This window comes from Kitasatospora sp. NPDC094028 (assembly GCF_049543595.1).
Lineage (GTDB): Bacteria > Actinomycetota > Actinomycetes > Streptomycetales > Streptomycetaceae > Kitasatospora.
In genome coordinates, this window is the sequence record NZ_JBMVFA010000014.1 from 151,713 (window position 1) to 172,173 (window position 20,461).

The 20,461-nt window shown below is 73.2% G+C and carries 22 protein-coding genes; 11 read left to right on the plus strand and 11 right to left on the minus strand.

Going from position 1 to position 20,461, the window contains the following annotated elements:
• The first annotated feature begins 25 nt into the window (after positions 1-25).
• Genes ACPC54_RS21995 through ACPC54_RS22005 form a run of 3 tightly spaced genes read left to right on the plus strand, consistent with a single transcriptional unit; the run spans position 26 to position 3,416 of the window.
• Positions 26-706: a vWA domain-containing protein gene (locus tag ACPC54_RS21995; RefSeq protein WP_498966958.1), complete on the plus strand. Its 681-nt coding sequence runs from the start codon at positions 26-28 to the stop codon at positions 704-706.
• A gap of 2 nt (positions 707-708) precedes the next feature.
• Complete coding sequence (locus ACPC54_RS22000) at positions 709-1,770, plus strand: protein phosphatase 2C domain-containing protein (protein ID WP_498966960.1); 1,062 nt, start codon at positions 709-711, stop codon at positions 1,768-1,770.
• Positions 1,767-3,416 carry a serine/threonine-protein kinase gene (locus ACPC54_RS22005; protein ID WP_498966961.1) on the plus strand — a complete coding sequence of 550 codons (1,650 nt, stop codon included), beginning with the start codon at positions 1,767-1,769 and terminating at the stop codon, positions 3,414-3,416. The genes ACPC54_RS22000 and ACPC54_RS22005 overlap by 4 nt, the downstream gene beginning before the upstream one ends.
• Before the next feature lie 4 nt (positions 3,417-3,420).
• Here the strand turns inward: ACPC54_RS22005 and ACPC54_RS22010 are convergent, their stop codons facing one another.
• From ACPC54_RS22010 to ACPC54_RS22020, 3 genes are all read right to left on the minus strand, one after another.
• Positions 3,421-4,125: a Crp/Fnr family transcriptional regulator gene (locus tag ACPC54_RS22010; protein WP_498966963.1), complete on the minus strand. Its 705-nt coding sequence runs from the start codon at positions 4,123-4,125 to the stop codon at positions 3,421-3,423.
• Positions 4,122-4,613, minus strand: a complete 492-nt coding sequence (locus tag ACPC54_RS22015; protein WP_498966965.1) for a Pycsar system effector family protein — start codon at positions 4,611-4,613, stop codon at positions 4,122-4,124. The genes ACPC54_RS22010 and ACPC54_RS22015 overlap by 4 nt, the downstream gene beginning before the upstream one ends.
• 154 nt (positions 4,614-4,767) lie before the next feature.
• Positions 4,768-5,388: a TetR/AcrR family transcriptional regulator gene (locus ACPC54_RS22020; RefSeq protein ID WP_498966966.1), complete on the minus strand. Its 621-nt coding sequence runs from the start codon at positions 5,386-5,388 to the stop codon at positions 4,768-4,770.
• Between the two features lie 124 nt (positions 5,389-5,512).
• On the opposite strand from ACPC54_RS22020, the gene ACPC54_RS22025 reads away from it, so the two are divergent.
• Positions 5,513-6,679, plus strand: coding sequence for a macrolide family glycosyltransferase (locus tag ACPC54_RS22025; RefSeq protein WP_498967024.1), 1,167 nt, complete (start codon positions 5,513-5,515; stop codon positions 6,677-6,679).
• 130 nt (positions 6,680-6,809) lie between these two features.
• Entirely contained in the window at positions 6,810-8,387 is a 1,578-nt protein-coding gene (gene hutH, locus ACPC54_RS22030) for a histidine ammonia-lyase (protein ID WP_498966967.1), read from the plus strand.
• Between the two features lie 28 nt (positions 8,388-8,415).
• Here the strand turns inward: hutH and ACPC54_RS22035 are convergent, their stop codons facing one another.
• Positions 8,416-8,844, minus strand: coding sequence for a hypothetical protein (locus ACPC54_RS22035; protein ID WP_498966968.1), 429 nt, complete (start codon positions 8,842-8,844; stop codon positions 8,416-8,418).
• Positions 8,845-9,078: 234 nt separating this feature from the next.
• Here ACPC54_RS22035 and ACPC54_RS22040 point away from each other — a divergent pair, with 234 nt between their 5' ends.
• The 6 genes from ACPC54_RS22040 to hutI all read left to right on the plus strand — a co-directional run bounded on the left by ACPC54_RS22040 (position 9,079) and on the right by hutI (position 16,071).
• The gene (locus tag ACPC54_RS22040; protein ID WP_498966970.1) at positions 9,079-9,948 is read left to right on the plus strand and encodes a MurR/RpiR family transcriptional regulator; all 870 of its coding nucleotides are present in this window, start codon (positions 9,079-9,081) and stop codon (positions 9,946-9,948) included.
• A 123-nt stretch (positions 9,949-10,071) separates the two neighbouring features.
• Positions 10,072-10,392 (plus strand): hypothetical protein, encoded by a 321-nt coding sequence (locus ACPC54_RS22045; RefSeq protein ID WP_498966971.1) that lies wholly within the window; start codon positions 10,072-10,074, stop codon positions 10,390-10,392.
• Positions 10,393-10,609: 217 nt separating this feature from the next.
• Complete coding sequence (gene hutU, locus ACPC54_RS22050; protein WP_498966973.1) at positions 10,610-12,292, plus strand: urocanate hydratase; 1,683 nt, start codon at positions 10,610-10,612, stop codon at positions 12,290-12,292.
• A gap of 20 nt (positions 12,293-12,312) precedes the next feature.
• On the plus strand, positions 12,313-13,494 hold the full coding sequence (locus tag ACPC54_RS22055; RefSeq protein ID WP_498967025.1) for an allantoate amidohydrolase: 1,182 nt from the start codon (positions 12,313-12,315) through the stop codon (positions 13,492-13,494).
• Complete coding sequence (locus tag ACPC54_RS22060; protein ID WP_498966975.1) at positions 13,485-14,864, plus strand: formimidoylglutamate deiminase; 1,380 nt, start codon at positions 13,485-13,487, stop codon at positions 14,862-14,864. The genes ACPC54_RS22055 and ACPC54_RS22060 overlap by 10 nt, the downstream gene beginning before the upstream one ends.
• Before the next feature lie 31 nt (positions 14,865-14,895).
• Positions 14,896-16,071, plus strand: coding sequence for an imidazolonepropionase (gene hutI, locus ACPC54_RS22065; RefSeq protein WP_498966977.1), 1,176 nt, complete (start codon positions 14,896-14,898; stop codon positions 16,069-16,071).
• Between the two features lie 112 nt (positions 16,072-16,183).
• Here hutI and ACPC54_RS22070 read toward each other — a convergent pair whose 3' ends face one another.
• From ACPC54_RS22070 to ACPC54_RS22100, 7 genes are all read right to left on the minus strand, one after another.
• Entirely contained in the window at positions 16,184-16,894 is a 711-nt protein-coding gene (locus tag ACPC54_RS22070; protein WP_498966978.1) for a class I SAM-dependent methyltransferase, read from the minus strand.
• A 108-nt stretch (positions 16,895-17,002) separates the two neighbouring features.
• Positions 17,003-17,458 (minus strand): glycine-rich domain-containing protein, encoded by a 456-nt coding sequence (locus ACPC54_RS22075; RefSeq protein ID WP_498966979.1) that lies wholly within the window; start codon positions 17,456-17,458, stop codon positions 17,003-17,005.
• A gap of 117 nt (positions 17,459-17,575) precedes the next feature.
• Positions 17,576-18,424: a helix-turn-helix domain-containing protein gene (locus ACPC54_RS22080; RefSeq protein ID WP_498966981.1), complete on the minus strand. Its 849-nt coding sequence runs from the start codon at positions 18,422-18,424 to the stop codon at positions 17,576-17,578.
• Between the two features lie 27 nt (positions 18,425-18,451).
• Positions 18,452-18,976, minus strand: coding sequence for a DUF6879 family protein (locus ACPC54_RS22085; RefSeq protein WP_498966982.1), 525 nt, complete (start codon positions 18,974-18,976; stop codon positions 18,452-18,454).
• Positions 18,948-19,190 carry a hypothetical protein gene (locus ACPC54_RS22090; protein WP_498966984.1) on the minus strand — a complete coding sequence of 81 codons (243 nt, stop codon included), beginning with the start codon at positions 19,188-19,190 and terminating at the stop codon, positions 18,948-18,950. Before ACPC54_RS22090 ends, ACPC54_RS22085 begins: the two co-directional genes overlap by 29 nt.
• Before the next feature lie 192 nt (positions 19,191-19,382).
• Positions 19,383-19,580 carry a DUF397 domain-containing protein gene (locus ACPC54_RS22095; protein ID WP_498966986.1) on the minus strand — a complete coding sequence of 66 codons (198 nt, stop codon included), beginning with the start codon at positions 19,578-19,580 and terminating at the stop codon, positions 19,383-19,385.
• Positions 19,573-20,436: a helix-turn-helix domain-containing protein gene (locus tag ACPC54_RS22100; protein WP_498966987.1), complete on the minus strand. Its 864-nt coding sequence runs from the start codon at positions 20,434-20,436 to the stop codon at positions 19,573-19,575. Before ACPC54_RS22100 ends, ACPC54_RS22095 begins: the two co-directional genes overlap by 8 nt.
• Positions 20,437-20,461: the final 25 nt, after the last annotated feature.

Sequence of the window (20,461 nt, forward strand, 5' to 3'; positions counted from 1 at the left end):
CCGGACCCGAGAGGCAGTCCTGACCATGGCGGACAACCGCGGCAACCTGATCCCGATGTACGTGGTCGCCGACGAATCCGGATCGATGACACCCGTCCTCGGCGAACTCAATTCCGGCCTGGCCTCCCTGCACCGCGCGCTGATGGCCGAGCCGATGGCGGCGGCGAAGATCAGATTCTCCGTGCTCGGCTTCTCCAACGGGATCGAGGTGCGGATGAGCCTCGCCGACCTGCGGGAGGAGGACGAGCTGCCGGTGCTCGCCAGCTACGGCGGCGGCACCAGCTTCCGGGCGGTGTTCGACGACCTGCTCACCCGGATCCCCAGGGACGTGCGGGAGTTGAAGAAGGCCGGGTACACCGTCTACCGGCCCGCCGTGTTCTTCCTGAGCGACGGCCAGCCCAACAGCAACGAGGACTGGGTGAGCGTGCACCGCAAGCTGACCGACCGGCGGAGCCTGCCCGAGTCGCCGAACATCGCCGCCTTCGGCATCGGCGCCGCGGACGCCGCCACCATCCTGAACGTCGCCACCGACCGCAACTACGCCTTCGTCCAGATCCCCGGCGCCGACATCGGCGCGGCCATCACCAAGTTCTGCGCGGCCCTGACCACCAGCATCGTCGCCTCCGGCATGTCGCTCGCCGCGGGCAGTGCGGAGCTGGTGGTGGACCGGCCGGAGGGCTTCCGCATGGCGATCGACGTGGTGTGACGGTGAGCCCGGAGCATCGCGCGGGCGGGCCGGACCGCCGGGGCGCGCCGTCACTGCCGTCCGTACCGCCGCCCCCGGCGGGCGGGCCGGACGCGTCCGGCTTCCTGCCCGTCCCCGTCCGGACGGTCCACCCGCCGGGAGGCGTCCGGCCGGGCGGCGATCCGGGGCGGGTGGCGCCCCGGACGTCCTGGGGGCCGATCGAACTCGACCGTCCGGTGGACCGGTTCGAGCCCCGGCCGCCGTCCGGCTCCTCGTACCGGCCGGACACCGTCTTCGACGGCTGGTCCAGCGAGCACCTGCGGGTCCGGCTGGCCTCCGTCCGCGGGTACGGGCACCGGGCCAACGGACGGCTCCGGGAGGACGACGTCGCGATCGCGCTGCACGACTCCGGGGTGCTGGTGTTCGCCGTCGCGGACGGCGTCTCCGGCGCCGAGCAGTCGCACCTGGGCGCCACCCTGGCCTGCCGCACGGCGGTGGACACCGTCACCCGGCAGTTGGACGGCGGCCGCCGCCCCGAGCAGCTGGACTGGGCGACGGTGCTGCACCACGCCGCCTACCAGCTGGTCGCGCAGACGACGAAGATCCTCGAACTGCCGCGGGACGACACGGAGGCCGCCCAGCGGCTGATGGCCACCACCCTGGTGACGGGCGTGGCGGCGCCGATCACCCTCGGGCTGGACGTCCACCTGGTCTGCGTCGGGGACTCCGGGGCCTGGGTGCTGTCGCAGGGCGGCCGGTTCCTGCGGATGACCCCGGCCCGGCGCGGCGGCGGCCGCGGGGTGGCCTCCTCGGCGGTGACGGCCCTGCCCTGCAAGGTCCTCGACCCGCGCGTGCACCGCACCACGGTGCTCGGCGCCGACCGGCTGCTGGTCGGCACGGACGGCTTCGGCGACCCGCTGGGCGACGGCACCGGCCCGGTCGGCCGGCTCTTCGCCGAACACCTGGCGCCCACGCTGGAACCGCGCGGGCTCGCCCACCTGCTGGACTTCTCCCGGGAGACCTTCGACGACGACCGCACCCTGCTCGTGGTGTGGCCCGCCTCGGCCGTGGAGGCGGCGCCGTGACCGGGATCCGGATGGAGAAGCTGACCAGGGGCGACAAGCTCGGCCAGGGCGGCCAGGGCACCGTATGGGACCTGCCCGGGCGGCTGATCAACGGCGAGTGGCCGATGGCGTACAAGGAGTACTCCACCGCCAGCCGGGGCGAGTTGGACGGCCCGGCGCTGGACGCGATGGTCGAGTTCGTGCCCGGGCTGGCCGACGCCGCCGGGCGCTGGCTGTGCGAGCGGCTGGCCTGGCCGGCCGCCGTGGTACTGGACGACCGGGGCCGCTGCGGCATCCTGATGCGCCTCGTCCCGGACGACTTCTTCATCAGCTCGCCGCAGACCGGCCGCCACCTCGCCGGCTTCCAGTTCCTGCTGAACAACGAGGGCTACCTGAACCGGGTGGGGATCGCGATCAGCGACGAGCAGCGGCTCCAACTGCTGCTCGACCTCTCCCGGACGCTGGCCGGCCTGCACCGGCTCGGCGTCGTGGTGGGCGACCTCTCGCCGAAGAACGTGCTGTTCCGGCTCGGCCCGGAGCCCGGCTGCTTCCTGATCGACTGCGACGCGATGCGGGTGAACGGCCGGGACGCGCTCAAGCAGACGGAGACCCCGGACTGGAGCCTGCCCGCGGGCGAACCGCTGGCCACCGAGCGCGGGGACGCGTACAAGTTCGGCCTGCTGGTGGTCCGGCTGCTCGCCGGGGAGCAGGACAGCCGGGACACCCGGGTGGCCGCGATGATCTCGGCGGACCTCGGCCGGCTCGCCGCCGCCGCGCTCGCGAAGGAGCCCGGTGGGCGGCCCGAACTCGCGGCGTGGGAAGGGCCGTTGTTGCGGGCCATCACGGAGCTGCGGACGCCTCCGAGCGGGGTGGGCGGGCCGTCCTCGCCCTCCTCGCCCTCCGCGCCGTCCGGGCCGTCCGGGCCGTCCGGGCCGCACGCGACGGCCGGCGGCGCCGCCGGCCCGCCCGCCGCCGCCCCGCCGGGGCCGGGCAAGGTGCTGGCCGGGCTGTTGCTGGCCGTCGTGCTCGTCTGGGGCGGCGTCCAGGGCGTCTCGGCGCTGAAGGACCATGCCGACGGCGCCCGCTCGAACCCGTCGACCTCGGCGCCCCACTCCACGCCGTACCGGCCTCCGACCGGTGGCTACGGCACCGTCGGCGGCACCACCGGCGGCACCACCGGCGGCACCACCGGCGGCGGTACGACGGGCGGCGGCGTCGCCCCGCCCGACCCCGGGGCCCAGGCGAGGGCCGTCGACGCCCTGCTGAACAGCAGCACCAGCAGCCGGGCGGCCGTCATCGCCGCGGTCGCCGACGTCGGCTCGTGCGGGAACGTCGGGTACGACGCCGTCGTGCTCCGCGGGGCGGCGGGCGACCGGAACGCCCTGGTCACCCGCCTGCAGAACCTCGACACCTCGGCCCTGCCGGCGGTGCTGTCCGCCCAGCTGCAGCAGGGCTGGAAGTCCTCGGCGCTGGCCGACCAGGCGTTCGCCCGCTGGGCGAACTCGCAGGCCGGATGCGTCAAGGACGCGGACACCACCACCTCGGACTACGCCGAGGCGAAGCGCCAGAGCGGGGCGGCCACCGCCGCCAAGCAGGCCTTCGTCGACGCCTGGAACCCGATCGCGGCCCGCTACGGGCTGGCGCAGCGCGCGGAGGACGGCCTCTGACGCCCTACGGCACCCGCTCGCCGCGGACCAGCCGTGCCAGCGCCTCCGGCCGGTGCAGTTCGATCGCCAGGCGCCCGGTGCGCAGCCAGCCCGCCTCCCGCCACTCCTCCAGCAGCCGGTTGACGGTCCGCCGGGAGCTGAGCACGAGCCCGGCGAGGTCGTCCTGGGAGAGCGGCAGCGCGATCCGCACCTCGCCGGTGGGTGCCCGGGTGCCGTAGCGGTCGGCGAGCTCCAGCAGCAGTGCGGCCAGCCGGGGGCGGGCGACCGCCGAGCCGGTGGCCGCGCGCTGCTGGTCGGCCTCCCGCAGCCGGCCGGAGAGGACCTGCTGGAGGGCGTGCGCGACGGCCGGGTCGGCCTGCTTGAGGGCGCCGAACCGGCTGAGCGGGATGTGCAGCGCGGTGACGTCGGTGAGGGCGTGCAGGGTGGCCGAGCGGGAGCCGCCGTCGAGGCCGGCCTGTTCGCCGAGCAGGTCGCCGGGCCCCCGGATGGCGAGGATCGCGCGGTAGCCGCCGCCGGACTCCACCAGGACCTTGACGCAGCCGCGCTCGATCACCAGCAGGTGGTCGGAGCGTTCGTGCTGCTGGAGCAGCGCGGCGCCCGCCGGGTAGTCGACCGGGCGGGCGGACGCGCGCAGCCGTTCCCGGGCCCCGGCGTCGAGCAGCCGCCAGAACGGCGGGCGGCCGTGCGGGGCCCGTCCGGCGGGGGTCATCCCAGCAGTCCGGCCAGGGCGACCAGGCCGCAGCCCACCACGGCGAGCAGCAGGGACTGCCGTACCCGGCGGTCCTTGACCCAGATGATCCGGCTCATCTCGACGAGTTGCCGGGTGAGTACGGGCAGCGGGTCGGTGTCCCGCAGTTCGGTGGCGAGCCGGTCGGGCGTCCAGTGCCGGAGCTGGCCGTAGTAGACGAAGTTCGGCGGGTCGCTGGGCTGTTTGCCCTCGCCGCGCGGCACGACGACCGAGACGGCGGCGACGGCGGCCAGGGCGAGGACGGCGACGCCCAGCCAGAAGAGGGTCGCGGCGAGCGCGCCGGAGGTGCGGCCGAGGGTGGTGCCGGTGCCGGACAGGGCGACGATGGCGCCCAGCGCGGCGGATTCGATGGTGAGCGCGAAGGAGGCCTTGGCATCGACTCTGCCGGTCACCTCGGTCAGCGAACCGTGGATCTGCCAGGCGGTCTTGACCGCTTCTTCGTTCGACACGGGCCCCCCGGACGACCGTTCCGTTGGTTCCCCCGGGTCTGCCGGGATCGGCACCCGGGCCCCACCGCTCCAGGATAGCCCCGGGCGGCCCGCCTGGCACCGGTCTCGCCGGGGTCGGGAGGTGAACTTCCCGCGTCGCCCGGGACGTTGGGCGTCAGCTGCCCGAACGGTCGTTCGCGGGCGGCGGGTTGAGGGCGCGCAGGGCGGCGTCGACCAGGCGGTCCGCGTGGTCGTGGCTGAGCGGGCCGAGCTGGTGCAGCCAGCGGTAGTGGAGGGGGCCGTAGAGGAGTTCGACGGCGAGGTCGAGATCGGTGTCGGGGGCGATCTGGCCGGCGTCGCGGGCGCTGCGGAGGCGGTCGCGGGTGACGGCGAGCAGCGGGTCGAGCAGTCGGGTCCGGTACTCGGCGCGCAGGGCCGGGTCGTTGAGGATCTCGGCGGTGATCGCGCGGTAGGTGAGGTCGGCGGCCGGGTCGGCGAGTTCGTCGCTGGTGGGACGCAGGACCGTGCGCAGGTCGGCGGCGAGGTCGCCGGTGTCGGGGAGGGCGAGGCCGCCCCCGCTCTCGTTGACGGCGAGGAAGGCGTCGAAGACGACGGCGCCCTTGGAGGGCCACCACCGGTAGATGGTCTGCTTGCCGACGCCGGCCCGGGCGGCGATCGCCTCGATGGTGAGCTTGCCGTAGCCGAGTTCGCCGACGAGTTCGGTGGCGGCGGCGAGGACAGCGGCGCGGGCGCGTTCGCTGCGGCGGGCGGGGTCGGGGGCGGGTCTGGTGGCCATGGGGAAAAGTCTATGCGGATCGGTGAGACGAGACGTATCGTATCGTCGTGACTCGGCGAGACGGTACGTCTCGTCTCATCCACTCTCCCCGGAGGTGCCCGTGAACCGCCCCGCACACGTCCTGATGGTCTCCGTCCCGGCCCACGGGCACGTCAACCCCGGCCTCGCCGTGATCACCGAGCTGGTCGCCCGCGGCCACCGGGTCAGCTACGTCAACGACCCGTCCTTCCGCGCGATCGTCGAGTCCACCGGCGCGACCTTCGTCCCGTACCCGACCAGGCTGCCGCTCGCCGACGACCCGGCCGGCTGGCCGGAGGACCCGGTGGCGATCCAGGACGTGTTCCTGGACGACGCGCTGTCGATGTGGCCCGCCCTGCTGGCGGCCTTCGAGGACGACCGGCCCGACCTGGTGCTCTACGACATCGCGGGCTTCGCCGGGCGGGCGTTCGGCGAGCGGCTGGGGGTGCCGGTGGTGCAGCTGTCCTCCAGCATCGTCGGCTGGGAGGGCATCGAGGAGGACATGGCTGCGGTCTTCGAGGCGATCCGCACCGGCCCCGGCGGCCCCGAGCACTACCGCCGGTTCGCCGACTGGCTGGCCGCGGCCGGCGCGGTGGAGCGCGGCGTGGAGGCCTTCAAGAACCGCCCCGCCCGGTGCGTCGCGCTCGTCCCGCGCGCGCTGCAGCCGAACGCCGACCGGGTCGACGGGCGGCGCGTCAGCTTCGTCGGGCCCTGCTTCGGCGACCGCGCCCACCAGGGGCGGTGGGAGCGCCCGGCGGGCGCCGAGAAGGTGCTGCTGGTCTCGCTGGGCTCGGCCTTCACCCACCGGCCCGCGTTCTACCGGGCCTGCGTGCGGGCCTTCGGCGACCTGCCGGGCTGGCACGTCGTGCTCCAGATCGGCAGGCACACCGACCCGGCCGAGCTCGGCGAGGTGCCGGCGAGCGTCGAGGTGCACCGCTGGGTGCCGCAGCTGTCGGTGCTCGCCCAGGCGGACGCCTTCGTCACCCACGCGGGTATGGGCGGCTCCAGCGAGGGGCTGTTCCACGCCGTGCCGATGATCGCGGTGCCGCAGGCCGCCGACCAGTTCGCCAACGCGGACGCCCTGGTGGGCCTCGGCGTCGCCCGCCGGCTGGACACCGGGCAGGCCACGGCGGAGGCGCTGCGGGCGGCCCTGCTGGAGCTGGTCGGGGATCCGGCGGTGGCCGAACGGCTGGCGGCGCTGTCCGCCGCGGGCCGGGCCGAGGGCGGCACCGTCCGGGCGGCGGACCTGATCGAGGCCGAGCTGGAGGGGTGAGCCGACGGCGCCCGGGGAAGGGGCGGCGGCGGGGTCGGGGGGTGCGGGCCGGATCCGGGCGGCGGAGAATCCGAATGACGAACAGCTGTTGTCATATCTTCATTCACCTGATGTGATGATGCATATGGATATGCACAGTGCTGTGGCCCCCGACGCTCCGCTGGTCCTGGTCGGCAAGGCCGACGTAGTTGCGGAGGACGTGCTGGCCGTCGCCCGGGGCAACGCCCGGGTCGAGATCGGTCCCGACGCGCTCGCCGAGATGGCGGCCGCCCGCGCGCGGATCGACGCCCTCGCGGCCGAGCCGCGCCCCGTCTACGGCGTCTCCACCGGCTTCGGCGCGCTCGCCGTCCGGCACATCAGCCCCGAGCTGCGCGCCCAGCTGCAGCGCTCGCTGGTGCGCTCGCACGCGGCCGGGATGGGCCCGGCGGTCGAGCGCGAGGTCGTCCGCGCGCTCATGTTCCTGCGGATGAAGACGCTCGCCTCCGGCCGCACCGGCGTCCGCCCGCTGGTCGCCCAGACCATGGCCGCCCTGCTCAACGCGGGCATCACCCCGGTGGTCCGCGAGTTCGGCTCGCTCGGCTGCTCCGGCGACCTCGCGCCGCTGTCGCACTGCGCGCTCGTCCTGATGGGCGAGGGCACCGCCACCGGCCCGGACGGCGAGGAGAAGCCGGTCGCCGAGCTGCTCGCCGCCGCCGGGATCGAGCCGGTCGAGCTGCTGGAGAAGGAGGGCCTGGCCCTCATCAACGGCACCGACGGCATGCTCGGCATGCTGGTGATGGCCATCGCCGACCTGCAGCGGCTGTTCACCACCGCCGACATCACCGCCGCGATGAGCCTGGAGGCGCTGCTCGGCACCGACAAGGTGCTCGCCCCCGAGCTGCACGCCCCGATCCGCCCGCACCCGGGCCAGGCGCTCAGCGCCGCCAACATGCTGGCCGTGCTCAAGGGCTCCGGCCTCACCGGCCACCACCAGGACGACGCGCCGCGGGTCCAGGACGCGTACTCGATCCGCTGCGCCCCGCAGGTGGCCGGCGCCGGCCGCGACACCCTGGCGCACGCCCAGCTGGTCGCCTCGCGCGAGCTGGCCGCCTCGGTGGACAACCCGGTGGTGCTGCCGGACGGCCGGGTGGAGTCCAACGGCAACTTCCACGGCGCCCCGGTCGCGTACGTGCTGGACTTCCTCGCCATCGCCGCCGCCGACCTCGGCTCGATCTCCGAGCGCCGCACCGACCGGCTGCTCGACAAGGCCCGCTCGCACGGCCTGCCGGCCTTCCTGGCCGACGACCCGGGCGTGGACTCCGGCCTGATGATCGCCCAGTACACCCAGGCCGCGCTGGTCAGCGAGAACAAGCGGCTCGCCGTCCCGGCCTCGGTCGACTCGATCCCCTCCTCCGCGATGCAGGAGGACCACGTGTCGATGGGCTGGTCGGCGGCCCGCAAGCTGCGCCAGGCGGTCGACAACCTGGCCCGCATCCTCGCCGTCGAACTCACCGCCTCGGCCCGCGCGCTGGAGATCCGCCAGCAGGCGGACGGCACCGGCCGGTCGGCCCCGGCGACGGCGGCCGCCGTCGCCGCCGCCCGGGAGGCGGGGGTCGGCGGCGCCGGTCGCGACCGCTTCCTCTCGCCGGACCTGGAGGCCGCCGCGGCGCTGGTCGCCTCCGGCGGGCTGGTGCGCGCCGTGGAGCGGGTCACCGGGCCGCTGGCCTGAGGCCATCGACCCGCGGAGCGGCCGGGGCTCAGTCCCAGTCGCTCCGCGGCCGGCGCTCCGCGCGGTTCAGCCGGTTGCCCAGCGCGGCCGCGAAGTTGACCCCGACGATGCCCGCCCAGCAGACCAGCAGGCCCGCGAAGCCGCCGCTCTCGGGGCTGCCCGCGATCGCGCTCAGCGGGATGCCGAGGCCCAGCGAGACCACCGCGAGCCGGTTCCCGGACCGGCCCTGGCCCCAGCCGCCGCGGCGCGGGCGGTGCCGGTCCCGGTAGCCGGGCCCGTAGTCGTCGCGGCCGTCCAGGCGGTCGGCCACCGAGCGCTCGACCCGGGCGTCCAGCCGGGAGTCGAGGCGCTTCATGAAGGAATCGACCAGCTCGTCCTCGTACTCCTTGCCCAGCTCCTTCCGGGCCTGGAGGGTGGCGTCGAGGTCGCGCCGCAGTTCGTCCTGGCGAGTGTCCATGGCCACCAGCCTGGCGCCGCCGCCGGGCCCGGTCCATCCGTTCGCGGGGGGAATCCGGGCAGGCTCAGGGAGAAATCAGGGTCACCCCGAGAGGCGGTGCGGGTGCGCGGGGGCGTGTACGGTCCGGTCCTCGGGGCGTCCCGCCGGACGTCCCGTCGCACGAGACGTTTTTGCCACCGGGGACGTGCTGCTGCACAGTCGTCGTCCGAACCGCTGCATCCGGAGGTACCGCTGATGACCGCCACCGACGAGGCCGGCACCGTCGGGCCCTCCGCCCGGCTGCTCCAGCTCTTCGAGGGCCGTCGGCTGACGCCGACCCAGCGCCGGATCGCCCACTCGCTGGTCCGGCACGCCACCGAGGCGCCGTTCCTGTCCAGCGTCGAGGTCGCCGAGCTCGCCGGGGTGAGCCAGCCGTCCGTCACCCGCTTCGCGGTCGCGCTCGGGTACGACGGCTACCCGGCGCTGCGCCGGCAGCTGCGCGAACTCGGCGCGGGCGAGCCGGCCGCGGCGGAGACCCCGGTCGACGCGGTGCGCAACGAGCACCAGCAGGCCGTGCTCGCCGAGATCGAGCACCTGCGCCACCTCGCCGAGCTCCTCGCCGACCCCGAGCCGATCATCCGGGCCGCCCGGCTGCTGGCCGCCTCCCGCCCGCTGCCCGTGCTCGGCCTGCGGGCCGCCTCGGCGCAGGCGCGCGGCTTCGCGTACTTCGCCGCCAAGGTGCACCCCGACATCCGGCTGCTCGACGAGGGCGGCAGCATGCTCGCCGACCGGCTGGAACAGGCCGCCGCGGCCGGGGCGAGCGCGCTGCTCTGCTTCGCGCTGCCGCGCTACCCGCGGGAGTTGATGGACGCGCTGGCGGTGGCCCGCGAGTGCGGGCTGACCGTGCTGACCGTGGCCGACAGCGTCTTCTCACCGGTCGCCAAGCTCTCCGACCTGATGCTGCCGGCCGCCGTGGGCACCGGCCTGGTCTTCGACACCGCCTGCGCGCCGATGATGCTCGGCCGGGTGCTGCTGCAGACCATGTGCGACGAACTCCCGGGGGCCGAGGCCCGGTTGGAGGCGATCGAGCAGTCGGCGGCGGCGCGCGGGCTCTTCCTGGAGTGAGCACGGCCCGAAGTGAACGGGGGCCGGAGTGAACAAGGACGGGGTTAAACGCAGTTCACGGCGGTTCGGCCGGGAATAGCCGTCCCGCGCGCCGGGCATCCCCTACTGCAGGGGGTGCCGCCCATGCGCGTGATCCACGAGATGAAGTTCGTCGCCCGTCTGGCCTCGGGTGTCGACGAATGGTCCTGCCCCACCTGCGGACGCCGCGTCACCCTGCGGCGCCTGCCCGAGCCCGAACTGATCGTCCTCGACCCGGGCGACGAGTCCGCCGTGCACGTCGGCGTGATCGAGCCCGATTCCCGTGCCGCCGCGGCCGCCGAGAGGTACGGCCTCGGCCCCGTCCAGAACATTCCCCGCCCGCCGTCCCCGCCCGCTCCGGACGCCGCCGACCGCCGGTGGCTCGCCGAGATCGGCATCGACTGGGACGGCGACGCCGCCGCCTGAGCGACGTCGCGGGCGCGTTCCGGGTCCGTTTCGGCCCGTTCCGGTTCCTGGGGCCCCTCCGCCGGGAGGGCCAGGCCGGGCGGGCGCTCCGGCGTGCCTGGGCGCGGGTTCCGGCCATCGCTGATCCGATGGATTCCAGGTCTGGTCGAGGGCTGAATGTTTGGATATATTCAGCCGAACCGAGCTTGAATGAATCCATCCGCAAGGAGGCCGGGACATGGCGCAGCAGACGAGCGGTCCGCGAGAGGTACGGGCGGCCCGCGGGACTGGGCTCACGACGCAGGGCTGGCAGCAGGAGGCCGCCCTGCGGATGCTGATGAACAACCTCGACCCCGAGGTGGCCGAGCACCCGTCGAAGCTGGTCGTCTACGGCGGCACCGGCAAGGCGGCCCGCGACTGGCGCTCCTTCGACGCCATGGTGAAGACCCTGCAGGGCCTGAAGCAGGACGAGACCATGCTGGTCCAGTCCGGCCGCCCGGTCGGCGTCATGCAGACCCACGAGTGGGCGCCGCGCGTGCTGATCGCCAACTCCAACCTGGTCGGCGACTGGGCCAACTGGGAGGAGTTCCGCCGCCTGGAGAGCCTCGGGCTCACCATGTACGGCCAGATGACCGCCGGCTCCTGGATCTACATCGGCACCCAGGGCATCCTCCAGGGCACCTACGAGACCTTCGCGGCCGTCGCCAACAAGCACGCTTCTAAATGGAACAGCAACGGCACGCTGGAGGGCACCATCACCCTCACCGCCGGCCTCGGCGGGATGGGCGGCGCCCAGCCGCTGGCCGTCACCATGAACGGCGGCGTGGCGATCTGTATCGACTGCGACCCGTCCCGGATCGCCCGCCGGATCGAGCACCGCTACCTGGACGTCGAGGCCAAGGACCTCAGCCACGCGCTGGAGCTCGCCACCGCCGCCCGCGACAAGAAGCAGCCGCTCTCCATCGGCGTGCTGGGCAACGCCGCCGAGCTGGTCCCGCAGCTGCTCGCGATGGACGCGCCGATCGACATCGTCACCGACCAGACCAGCGCCCACGACCCGCTGGCCTACCTGCCGGTCGGCGTCGCCTTCGACGACATGGCGACCTACGCCGCCGAGAAGCCCGCCGAGTTCACCGAGCGCTCGCGCGAGTCGATGGCCAGGCACGTCGAGGCCATGGTCGGCTTCCAGGACCGCGGCGCCGAGGTCTTCGACTACGGCAACTCGATCCGCGGCGAGGCCCAGCTGGCCGGCTACGACCGCGCCTTCGCCTTCCCCGGCTTCGTCCCCGCCTACATCCGCCCGCTGTTCTGCGAGGGCAAGGGCCCGTTCCGCTGGGCCGCGCTGTCCGGCGACCCGCAGGACATCCACAAGACCGACAAGGCCGTCCTCGACCTCTTCCCGGAGAACGAGTCGCTGGCCCGCTGGATCAAGATGGCCCAGGAGAAGGTGCACTTCCAGGGCCTGCCCGCGCGGATCTGCTGGCTCGGCTACGGCGAGCGCGACAAGGCCGGCGAGCGCTTCAACGACATGGTCGCCTCCGGCGAGCTGTCCGCCCCGATCGTGATCGGCCGCGACCACCTGGACTGCGGTTCGGTCGCCTCCCCGTACCGCGAGACCGAGGCGATGCTGGACGGCTCGGACGCGATCGCCGACTGGCCGCTGCTCAACGCCATGGTCAACGTCGCCTCCGGCGCCTCCTGGGTGTCCATCCACCACGGCGGCGGCGTCGGCATCGGCCGCTCGATCCACGCCGGCCAGGTCACCGTCGCGGACGGCACCGCGCTGGCCGGGGAGAAGATCCGCCGGGTGCTCACCAACGACCCGGGCATGGGCGTCATCCGGCACGTGGACGCCGGCTACGACCGCGCCACCGAGGTCGCCGGCGAGCGCGGCGTGCGCGTGCCGATGGGTGAGCTGTGACGGTTTCTTCGTTCGAAGAGATGTGGGCGGAGCTGCTCCCCGTGGGCCGCTCCGCCTCCTCCGGCGGCTACCGCCGCTTCGCCTGGAACTCCGCCGACGCCGAGTGCCGCGCCTGGTTCGAGCAGCAGGCCCGCGACCGCGGCCTGGCGTACGAGCTGGACCGCAACGGCAACCAGTGGGCCTGGCTGGGCGACCCGAACGCCGGCGGCGCCGTGGTCACCGGCTCGCACCTGGACTCCGTCCCGGACGGCGGCGCCTTCGACGGCCCGCTCGGCGTGGTCTCCTCCTTCGCCGCGCTGGACGAACTGCGGGGCCGGGGCGCCGAGTTCAGCCGGCCGCTGGCGATCGTCAACTTCGGTGACGAGGAGGGCGCCCGGTTCGGCGTGGCCTGCATCGGCTCCCGGCTCAGTGCCGGGGTGCTCTCCCGCGAGGAGGCGTACGAGCTGCGCGACGCGGACGGCCTGCGGCTGCCCGACGCGATGGAGCGGGCCGGCTACGACCCGACCGCGATCGGCGCGGACGGCGACCGGCTGGCCCGGATCGGCGCCTTCGTCGAACTCCACGTCGAGCAGGGCCGCTACCTCACCGAGGAGCGGCCGGTCGGCGTGGCCAGCGCGATCTGGCCGCACGGCCGCTGGCGGTTCGACTTCCACGGCGAGGCCAACCACGCCGGCACCACCCGGATCGAGGACCGCCGGGACCCGATGCTGACCTACGCCAACACCGTGCTCGCCGCCCGCAAGAAGGCCAGGCAGGCGGGCGCGCTGGCCACCTTCGGCAAGGTCGCGGTCGAGCCGAACGGCACCAACGCGATCGCCTCGCTGGTGCGCGGCTGGCTGGACTCCCGGGCGGCCGACGAGCGCACCCTCACCGCGCTGGTCGCCGAGATCGAGCAGGCCGCCGCCGAGCGCGGCGGGCGCGACGGCGTCCGGGTCGAGCTGACCCGCGAGTCCTACACCCCGGTGGTGGACTTCGACGGGCCGCTGCGCGACCGGCTGGCGAAGCTGCTGGACGCGCCGGTGCTGCCCACCGGCGCGGGACACGACGCGGGCATCCTGGCATCGGCCGTGCCGACCGCGATGCTGTTCGTGCGCAACCCCACCGGCGTCTCGCACTCCCCGGCGGAGCACGCCGAACGGGCGGACTGCCTGGCCGGGGTGAGCGCCCTCGCCGACGTACTGGAGGACCTGGCGTGTCAGTGACCCCATCGACGCCGGTCGTCGAGCCGGTGACCTACTGGGCGCAGTACGCCTGGCTGCCGCACCCCAACGGGCCGGCCGTCGAGCGCGACGTGCTGATCGCCACCGGCCCGGGCGGCCGGATCGCCGCCGTCACACCGGACAGCGGGCCCTGCCCGCCCCGGGCCGTCCGGCTGGACGGGCTGGCGGTGCCGGGCCAGGCGAACGCCCACTCGCACGCCTTCCACCGGGCGCTGCGCGGCCACGTCCAGGTCGGCTCCGGCACCTTCTGGACCTGGCGCGACACCATGTACCGCTTCGCCGGCGCGCTCGACCCGGACACGTACCTGGAGCTCGCCACCGCGGTCTACGCCGAGATGGCGCTGGCCGGGATCACCGCGGTCGGCGAGTTCCACTACCTGCACCACGCGCCCGGCGGCGCCCGCTACACCGACCCGAACGCGATGGGCGAGGCGCTGATCGAGGCCGCCGCCCGGGCCGGCATCCGGATCACCCTGCTGGACACCTGCTACCTCTCCTCCGGCTTCGGCGCCGAGCCGACCAAGCCGCAGCAGCGGTTCAGCGACGGCGACGCCGAGGCCTGGGCGGTGCGGGCGGAGGCGCTCAAGCCGCGCGAGCACGCCCGGATCGGCGCCGCGATCCACTCCGTCCGGGCCGTCCCGGCCGAGCAGCTGGGCACCGTCGCGCACTGGGCGGCGATGCGCAGGGCGCCGCTGCACGTCCACCTGTCCGAGCAGACCGCCGAGAACGACGCCTGCCTCGCCGCGCACGGCGTCACCCCGACCCGGCTGCTCGCCGACCACGGCGCGCTCGGCCCGCGAACCTCGGCCGTGCACGCCACCCACCTCACCGACGAGGACGTCCGGCTGCTCGCCGACAGCTCCACGACGATCTGCATGTGCCCCACCACCGAGCGGGACCTCGCGGACGGCATCGGCCCGGCCCGGGCGCTCGCCTCGGCGGGCTGCCCGGTCACCCTGGGCAGCGACAGCCACGCCGTGATCGACCCGTTCGAGGAGGCGCGGGCGCTGGAACTGGACGAGCGGCTGCGCACCCGTACGCGCGGGCACTGGACGGCGAACGCGCTGCTGCGGGCGGGCACCGAGGACGGGCACGCCTCGCTCGGCTGGCCCGAGGCCGGGCGGATCGAGGCCGGGGCGCTCGCCGACTTCACGGTGATCGCGCTGGACTCCGTCCGCACCGCCGGCCCGCCGCCGCGGCTCGGCGCGGAGATCGCGGTCTTCGCGGCCTCGGCGGCGGATGTGCGGCACGTGGTGGTCGGCGGCCGGCAGATCGTTCGGGACGGCGTGCACCGGCTGGTGGCGGACGTGCCCGGCGCGCTGCGGACCGCGATCGGCGCGCTGAGCGGCTGACGTTTCTTAACTCCCCTAGGAAGGCGCTGTCTTGAGCACCAAGACCACCGTGATCACGGGCATCGGCAGCCTGGTCACCAACGATCCCGGGCTCGGCACCGGGCCGCTCGGTCTGCTGAGCGATGCGGCCGTGGTGGTCGAGGGCGACCGCATCGCCTGGGTCGGTCCGTCGTCCGCCGCTCCGGCTGGGGACGAGCGGTTCGACGCCGAGGGGCGGGCGCTGCTGCCCGGCTTCGTCGACTCCCATGCCCACCTGGTGTTCGCGGGTGACCGTACTGCCGAGTTCAACGCCCGGATGTCCGGGCAGGCGTACTCGGCGGGCGGCATCCGCACAACGGTGGCGGCCACCCGGGCGGCGAGCGACGCCGAACTGGACGCCAACCTGTCGCGATTCGTCGCCGAGGCGCTACGGCAGGGCACCACCACCATCGAGTGCAAGTCCGGCTACGGGCTGACGGTCGAGGACGAGGCGCGGGCGCTGCGCATCGCCGCGCAGCACACCCCGGAAACCACCTACCTGGGCGCGCACGTGGTCGCTCCCGAGTACGCCGAGGACCCGGCGGGCTACGTGGATCTCGTCACCGGCGAGATGCTCGACGCCTGTGCGCCGCACGCCCGTTGGGTGGACGTGTTCTGCGAGAAGGGCGCCTTCGACGGCGACCAGGCCCGCGCGATCCTTACGGCCGGCATCGAGCGCGGCCTCACGCCGAGGGTGCACGCCAACCAACTCACGTACGGCCCGGGCGTACAGCTCGCGGTGGAACTTGGCGCGGCCTCGGCCGACCACTGCACTCACCTCACCGACGAGGACGTGGCGGCGCTGGCCGGCTCGGGCACGGTCGCGACCCTGCTGCCGGGCGCGGAGTTTTCGACCCGGGCCGAGTACCCGAGCGGGCGGCGGCTGCTGGACGCGGGCGCGACGGTGGCGTTGTCAACGGACTGCAACCCCGGCTCCAGCTTCACCAGCTCGATGGCGTTCTGCATCGCGGTGGCGGTGCGGGAGATGGGCATGACCCCGGACGAGGCGGTCTGGGCCGCGACTGCGGGCGGCGCCCACGCGCTGCGCCGCAGTGACGTGGGGACGGTCGCGGTCGGCTCGCGGGCGGACCTTCTGCTGCTGGACGCGCCCTCGCACGTGCACCTGGCCTACCGCCCGGGCGTGCCACTGACGGCTGGGGTCTGGCGGTCGGGCGTGCGGGAGGTCTGAGCCCCTGATCCCTTCACGTCGCCCCGTCGAGCCGGCGCTCGACGGGGCGACGTGCTGGGGCGCGGTCGCCGGAATGGCCAGCACGCCCCGATGCCAAGATCTCCCACAGCCGTCAGGGCAGACGGTAGGCGCAGACAAGCAGGGTGTCGGCAGCGCGTGCACTCGGTGCGGTGGGAGGGAGCCGGTCGACACTGATCTTCGTGAACCCCGCTTCGCCCAACAGCTTCGTCCAGACGTGCTCCTGGAGAACCCAGCGGCGCATGGTTGCCGGAGCGCCGTCCGGTGTGTGGGCCGGGATGTCGGCGTGCTGCACGTCCGGTTCGGCGGGCGCACCGCCGATGTAGTGGCCCAGGGTGGAGGCGATGAACAGCCCGCCGGGACGCAGAGCGTGGGCAGCGGCCGGGAGCAGCCGGCGGGGGTCGGCGAAATCGAGCCCGCCGAACACTGAGTAGACGACGTCGTACCCGCCAGGGTGATGGTCCAGGTGCTCGACCACGTCGGCGTGCACCAGGCGCAGGCGTGGTGCGAGACGACCGTAGAGGTCGCAGGCCATCGCGTGCTGGGCGGGGGAGGCGTCGACCGCGTCGACCCGGGCCGGTGCCAGGTGGGTGACGAGGTGGGCGGCGTGCCGGGCGGCACCCGCGCCGAGGTCGGCCACGATGAGGCCGGTGAGGTCACCCAGCACCTCGGTCCCCGGCCCGCCGTCCTGGGCCCAGACCCAGGAGAAGGACTCGGGGACGGACCGGTCGGTGGTGGTGCGGGAGCGGCCGTAGTGGTGCCAGAGGTCTGGCGCTGCGCCTCGGGCGGGGGAGGTGGTCTTCACCCGGGCCATCCTGGTACCCCAGGCGCCCCGGGCGCTGCGGTTTGAGTGAACTTCACCCGCCCGCGTCGCGGTGGCCCCAGCCGGGCCGGGGCCACCGCAACTGGCCGATCAGTGGGAGTCGTTGCCGGGGTGGCAGGGGCTGCAGTTCGCGGCGTCGGCCCACAGCGGCAGGTCCACGTCCCAGCCGTCGGCGGCGATGAGCTGGGCGGTGCGCAGGACGGTGCCGTCCTCTTTGAACGCGACGGCCGGCACGTGGTGCAGGAACTGGCCGTCGTTGTGGGTCCGGCACAGCTCGGCGTAGGCGACGGTGTCCAGGATGATCGCGTGGACACCGATGTCGACCAGCGAGCTGGGGCCGAGGCTCAGCTGCTCGCCGCGGTGGGCCATCGCGGTCAGCAGGTAGGCGTAACCCTGCCCGAGGACGCGGGCGGCCATGACGTGGTCGTACGGGTAGTCGCGCATCAGGAGGCCGATCTGCTTGTCCCACAGATCGGTGGGGACGTGGTTGCGCACGTTCCGGAGCGGGCCGACGATCGGGTCGGTGGGTGCAACTGCGGTTGCCATGGTTCCTCCGACTGCTGTTGGGGCACCTGGTGTCGCCGGGCGCACTGCCCGGCGACACCGTGAACGCTACGGACCAACCAGCTTGCGCCTCAACGAAGTTGCGAAAATTTGCGAACCTCAGCCCAAGTCGCTGATCGCGGAGGTGATCAGCGCGCGGGCGGCGCCGCCGTGAACGGCGAGCGCGGCGAAGCGGGCGAACGCCTGGCTGTAGAGGGCGAGGTCGGAAGGCGCGGTCACGGTGACCTGCGCCGACAACAGTTCCACCCCCGCTTGCCGATCGTCGAACAGATTGAAGGTCTCGACCGGCCACATGTGGCGGGCGGCCGTGAACGGGATGATCCCCAGCGACACCGACGGCATCGACATGACGCGCAGCAGATGGCCGAGTTGGCCGGCCATCACCTCGTCGTCGCCGATCCGGTACCGCAGCACGGACTCCTCGATGACCGCGACGAAGCGGCGCCCGCCCTCGAAAACGACGCTCGATCGGGCGAGCCGGGCCTCCACTGCCTCTGCCACGTCGTCCGGGGTCTGGCGGACGTCGGCCACCGTGCGTAGCAGTGCGCCGGCGTACTCCCTGGTCTGCAAGGCGCCGGGGACGACGCGGGAGGAGTAGGCGCGGAAGTGGCGGGTGCGGGCGTAGAGCGGGACGCGGGCTTCCTGTGCCTGGCGCAGGCCCGTGCGGGTGATCCGGCGCCACTCGACGTACAGGGAGTCCGCCGCCCTGTTGGAGGCGATCAGGTCGGCGGCTTGGTCGTCGGCCCCACAGGCCCGGCACCAGACGCGGATGTCGGAGTCCGACGGGGCGATTCTGGCGTTGAGGATGCGGGAGGTCTTGGCCGGGTGCCAGCCGCAACGGGTGGACAGCTCCCCGCCCTTCAGGCCGGCGTCGCGCATCAGCTCGCCGAGGCGCGCGGCGAGAGCTACGCGTGCCGCCTGGGCACTGGAGGACGGGGAGATCGACATCGATGCTGTTGTGGTCGGTGGTCGTGATCAGACGGTGTACTTCTCGTGTGGCACGGCCCGCTCCCACGCCGAGGCGAAGGCGGTGGAGCACAACCGGGCCACCGCCGGATCGTCGCTGAACGACGGTCCGGCGGATTCCCCGTCACCGGTGAAGTGGTTGAACCGCACGAGCCGGTCGTCGAACAGCCAGAAGTCGTTGCCGGGCAGGGCGATGTCCGACGCCTGCCGTCGGGGCAGCCACCTGATCTGCTCGCCCGCGGCGATGTTGGTAAAGGTGCCGGAGTGCTCGAACCGGATGTACTCCGACACCGGCTCGGACACGATCCGGACCCGTCGGACCTCGACGCCGCGGGCGATGGTCGCCTCGATCAGGGTCAGCCACGGCCGCCACCAGGACGCCCGGTCGTCGGGGTCGTGGCGGAAGCCGTTCTGCCATGCCGCGAGCGCCTCGGTCTCCTTGGCCACGCTGTAGGAGTCGCGCATCTCCAGGTGGACCGCGGTGGACCGGGCGGCGGCCAGTTGCTCAGCGAACGTCGGCACCTTCGGCGGCATCGCACGCCTTCCTCAAGATCGGCACCATCCGCGCCGGCAGTCGGACCACATCCTCCGTGCCGGGGATGCTGCCGGTCTCCAGGCACTTGGCGCGCAGCGTCTCGTCGGCCTTCCAGCCCTGCACAACGATCTCGTCAGCTTCGTCGTCGTACCAGACGGTCGGGCACTCGTCGTCCCCCGTGTTGGGGTCGATCCCGATGAACCGTAGTGCCATACCAGCTTCCCCTTGCAACTCGGTTGCGTGGATTTGCAAGACGATTCACGACTGAACGGCAACCGTCAAGAGCGCACACGCCGAGCGCAGTTGGAACCCAGCCACGCTTCGACGTGCCTTCTTTCGGTCTTCGCCACCTTCTCTCTACCGGCGGCCTCTTGCTCCCCGCAAGAGGCCGCCGGAACGAATCGCTCAGGTGGCGGTGAGGTGGTCGAACTCGCCTGCCTGAGCGCCCTGGAGGAACGCGGCGAACTTGGGGCGGGTGGTCCGGACGATGACGTCATCCTCGTCGGACTCGCGGAGTTCGATCAGCCCCTCGATCGTCCGTACCTCGATGCAGTTGTTGTTATTTGCGGTGTAGCTGGACGTCTGCCACTCGGACCTATTCATACCTGTTGATCATTTCTTTCGCGATGGAGCGGATGTAGTCCCGCGATTCGCTCTCCGGAAGGGCTACGGATTCGATGCGCCCCAAGATCGCCCGATAGCTCGCCAACTGGGCAGGGGCATCGAAGATGTGGGAGCCATGCGACGAGTCAGCCTGGACCGTGTCCAGCTCTGGCACCGGCCCTTCCGCGTATGCGAGGTTCTCGCTGGGGCCCGGGAAGTCGGCGGTGTCGAACGGCACAACCCGTACAGAGACACCTGGGAGTTCGGAGTCCTTGACGAGGGAATCGAGCTGCTCCCTCATTACCGTGGGCCCGCCGTACTGGATTCGAAGCGCCGCCTCGTGGATGAGTGCCAGGTAGGGCGTTTCACCGGACCGAACGATCTGCTGTCTGTGGAGACGGAAGTCCACCCTGCGATCCACCTCGTGATCGGGAAGAGGCGGATAGCCCGTCGCGAACACGGCGGTCGCATAGGAGCGGGTCTGAAGCAGCCCCGGGATGAAAGCGATCGTGAAGGTGGAGAGCCGCCGTGCGTGGCCATCCATCTCGGCCACATCGATCGTGTCCGTGCCGACGGTGCCGCGATAGGGCTCCCACCACCCCTTCGTTCGTTCCCCTGCGAGGGCGGCGAGGGCATCGATGAGCGGCTGATTGTCACACTTGCAGGCCGCAGCAACGATGCGGAGACGCTCGGGGCTGACCCCGATCTTTGCAGTCTCCATCTGAGTCATCTGGCCGGGGCTGATACCGAGTTCCCGGGCAAGCTGAGAGCCACCGAGGCCGGCTTGCTCGCGCATTCTCCGCAGCTCGGCGCCCAGTCGGCGCTGGCGGAGAGTCGGGGTTGAGCGAACAGCCATGTCGTCCTCTCTGTGGGTGGTGAGG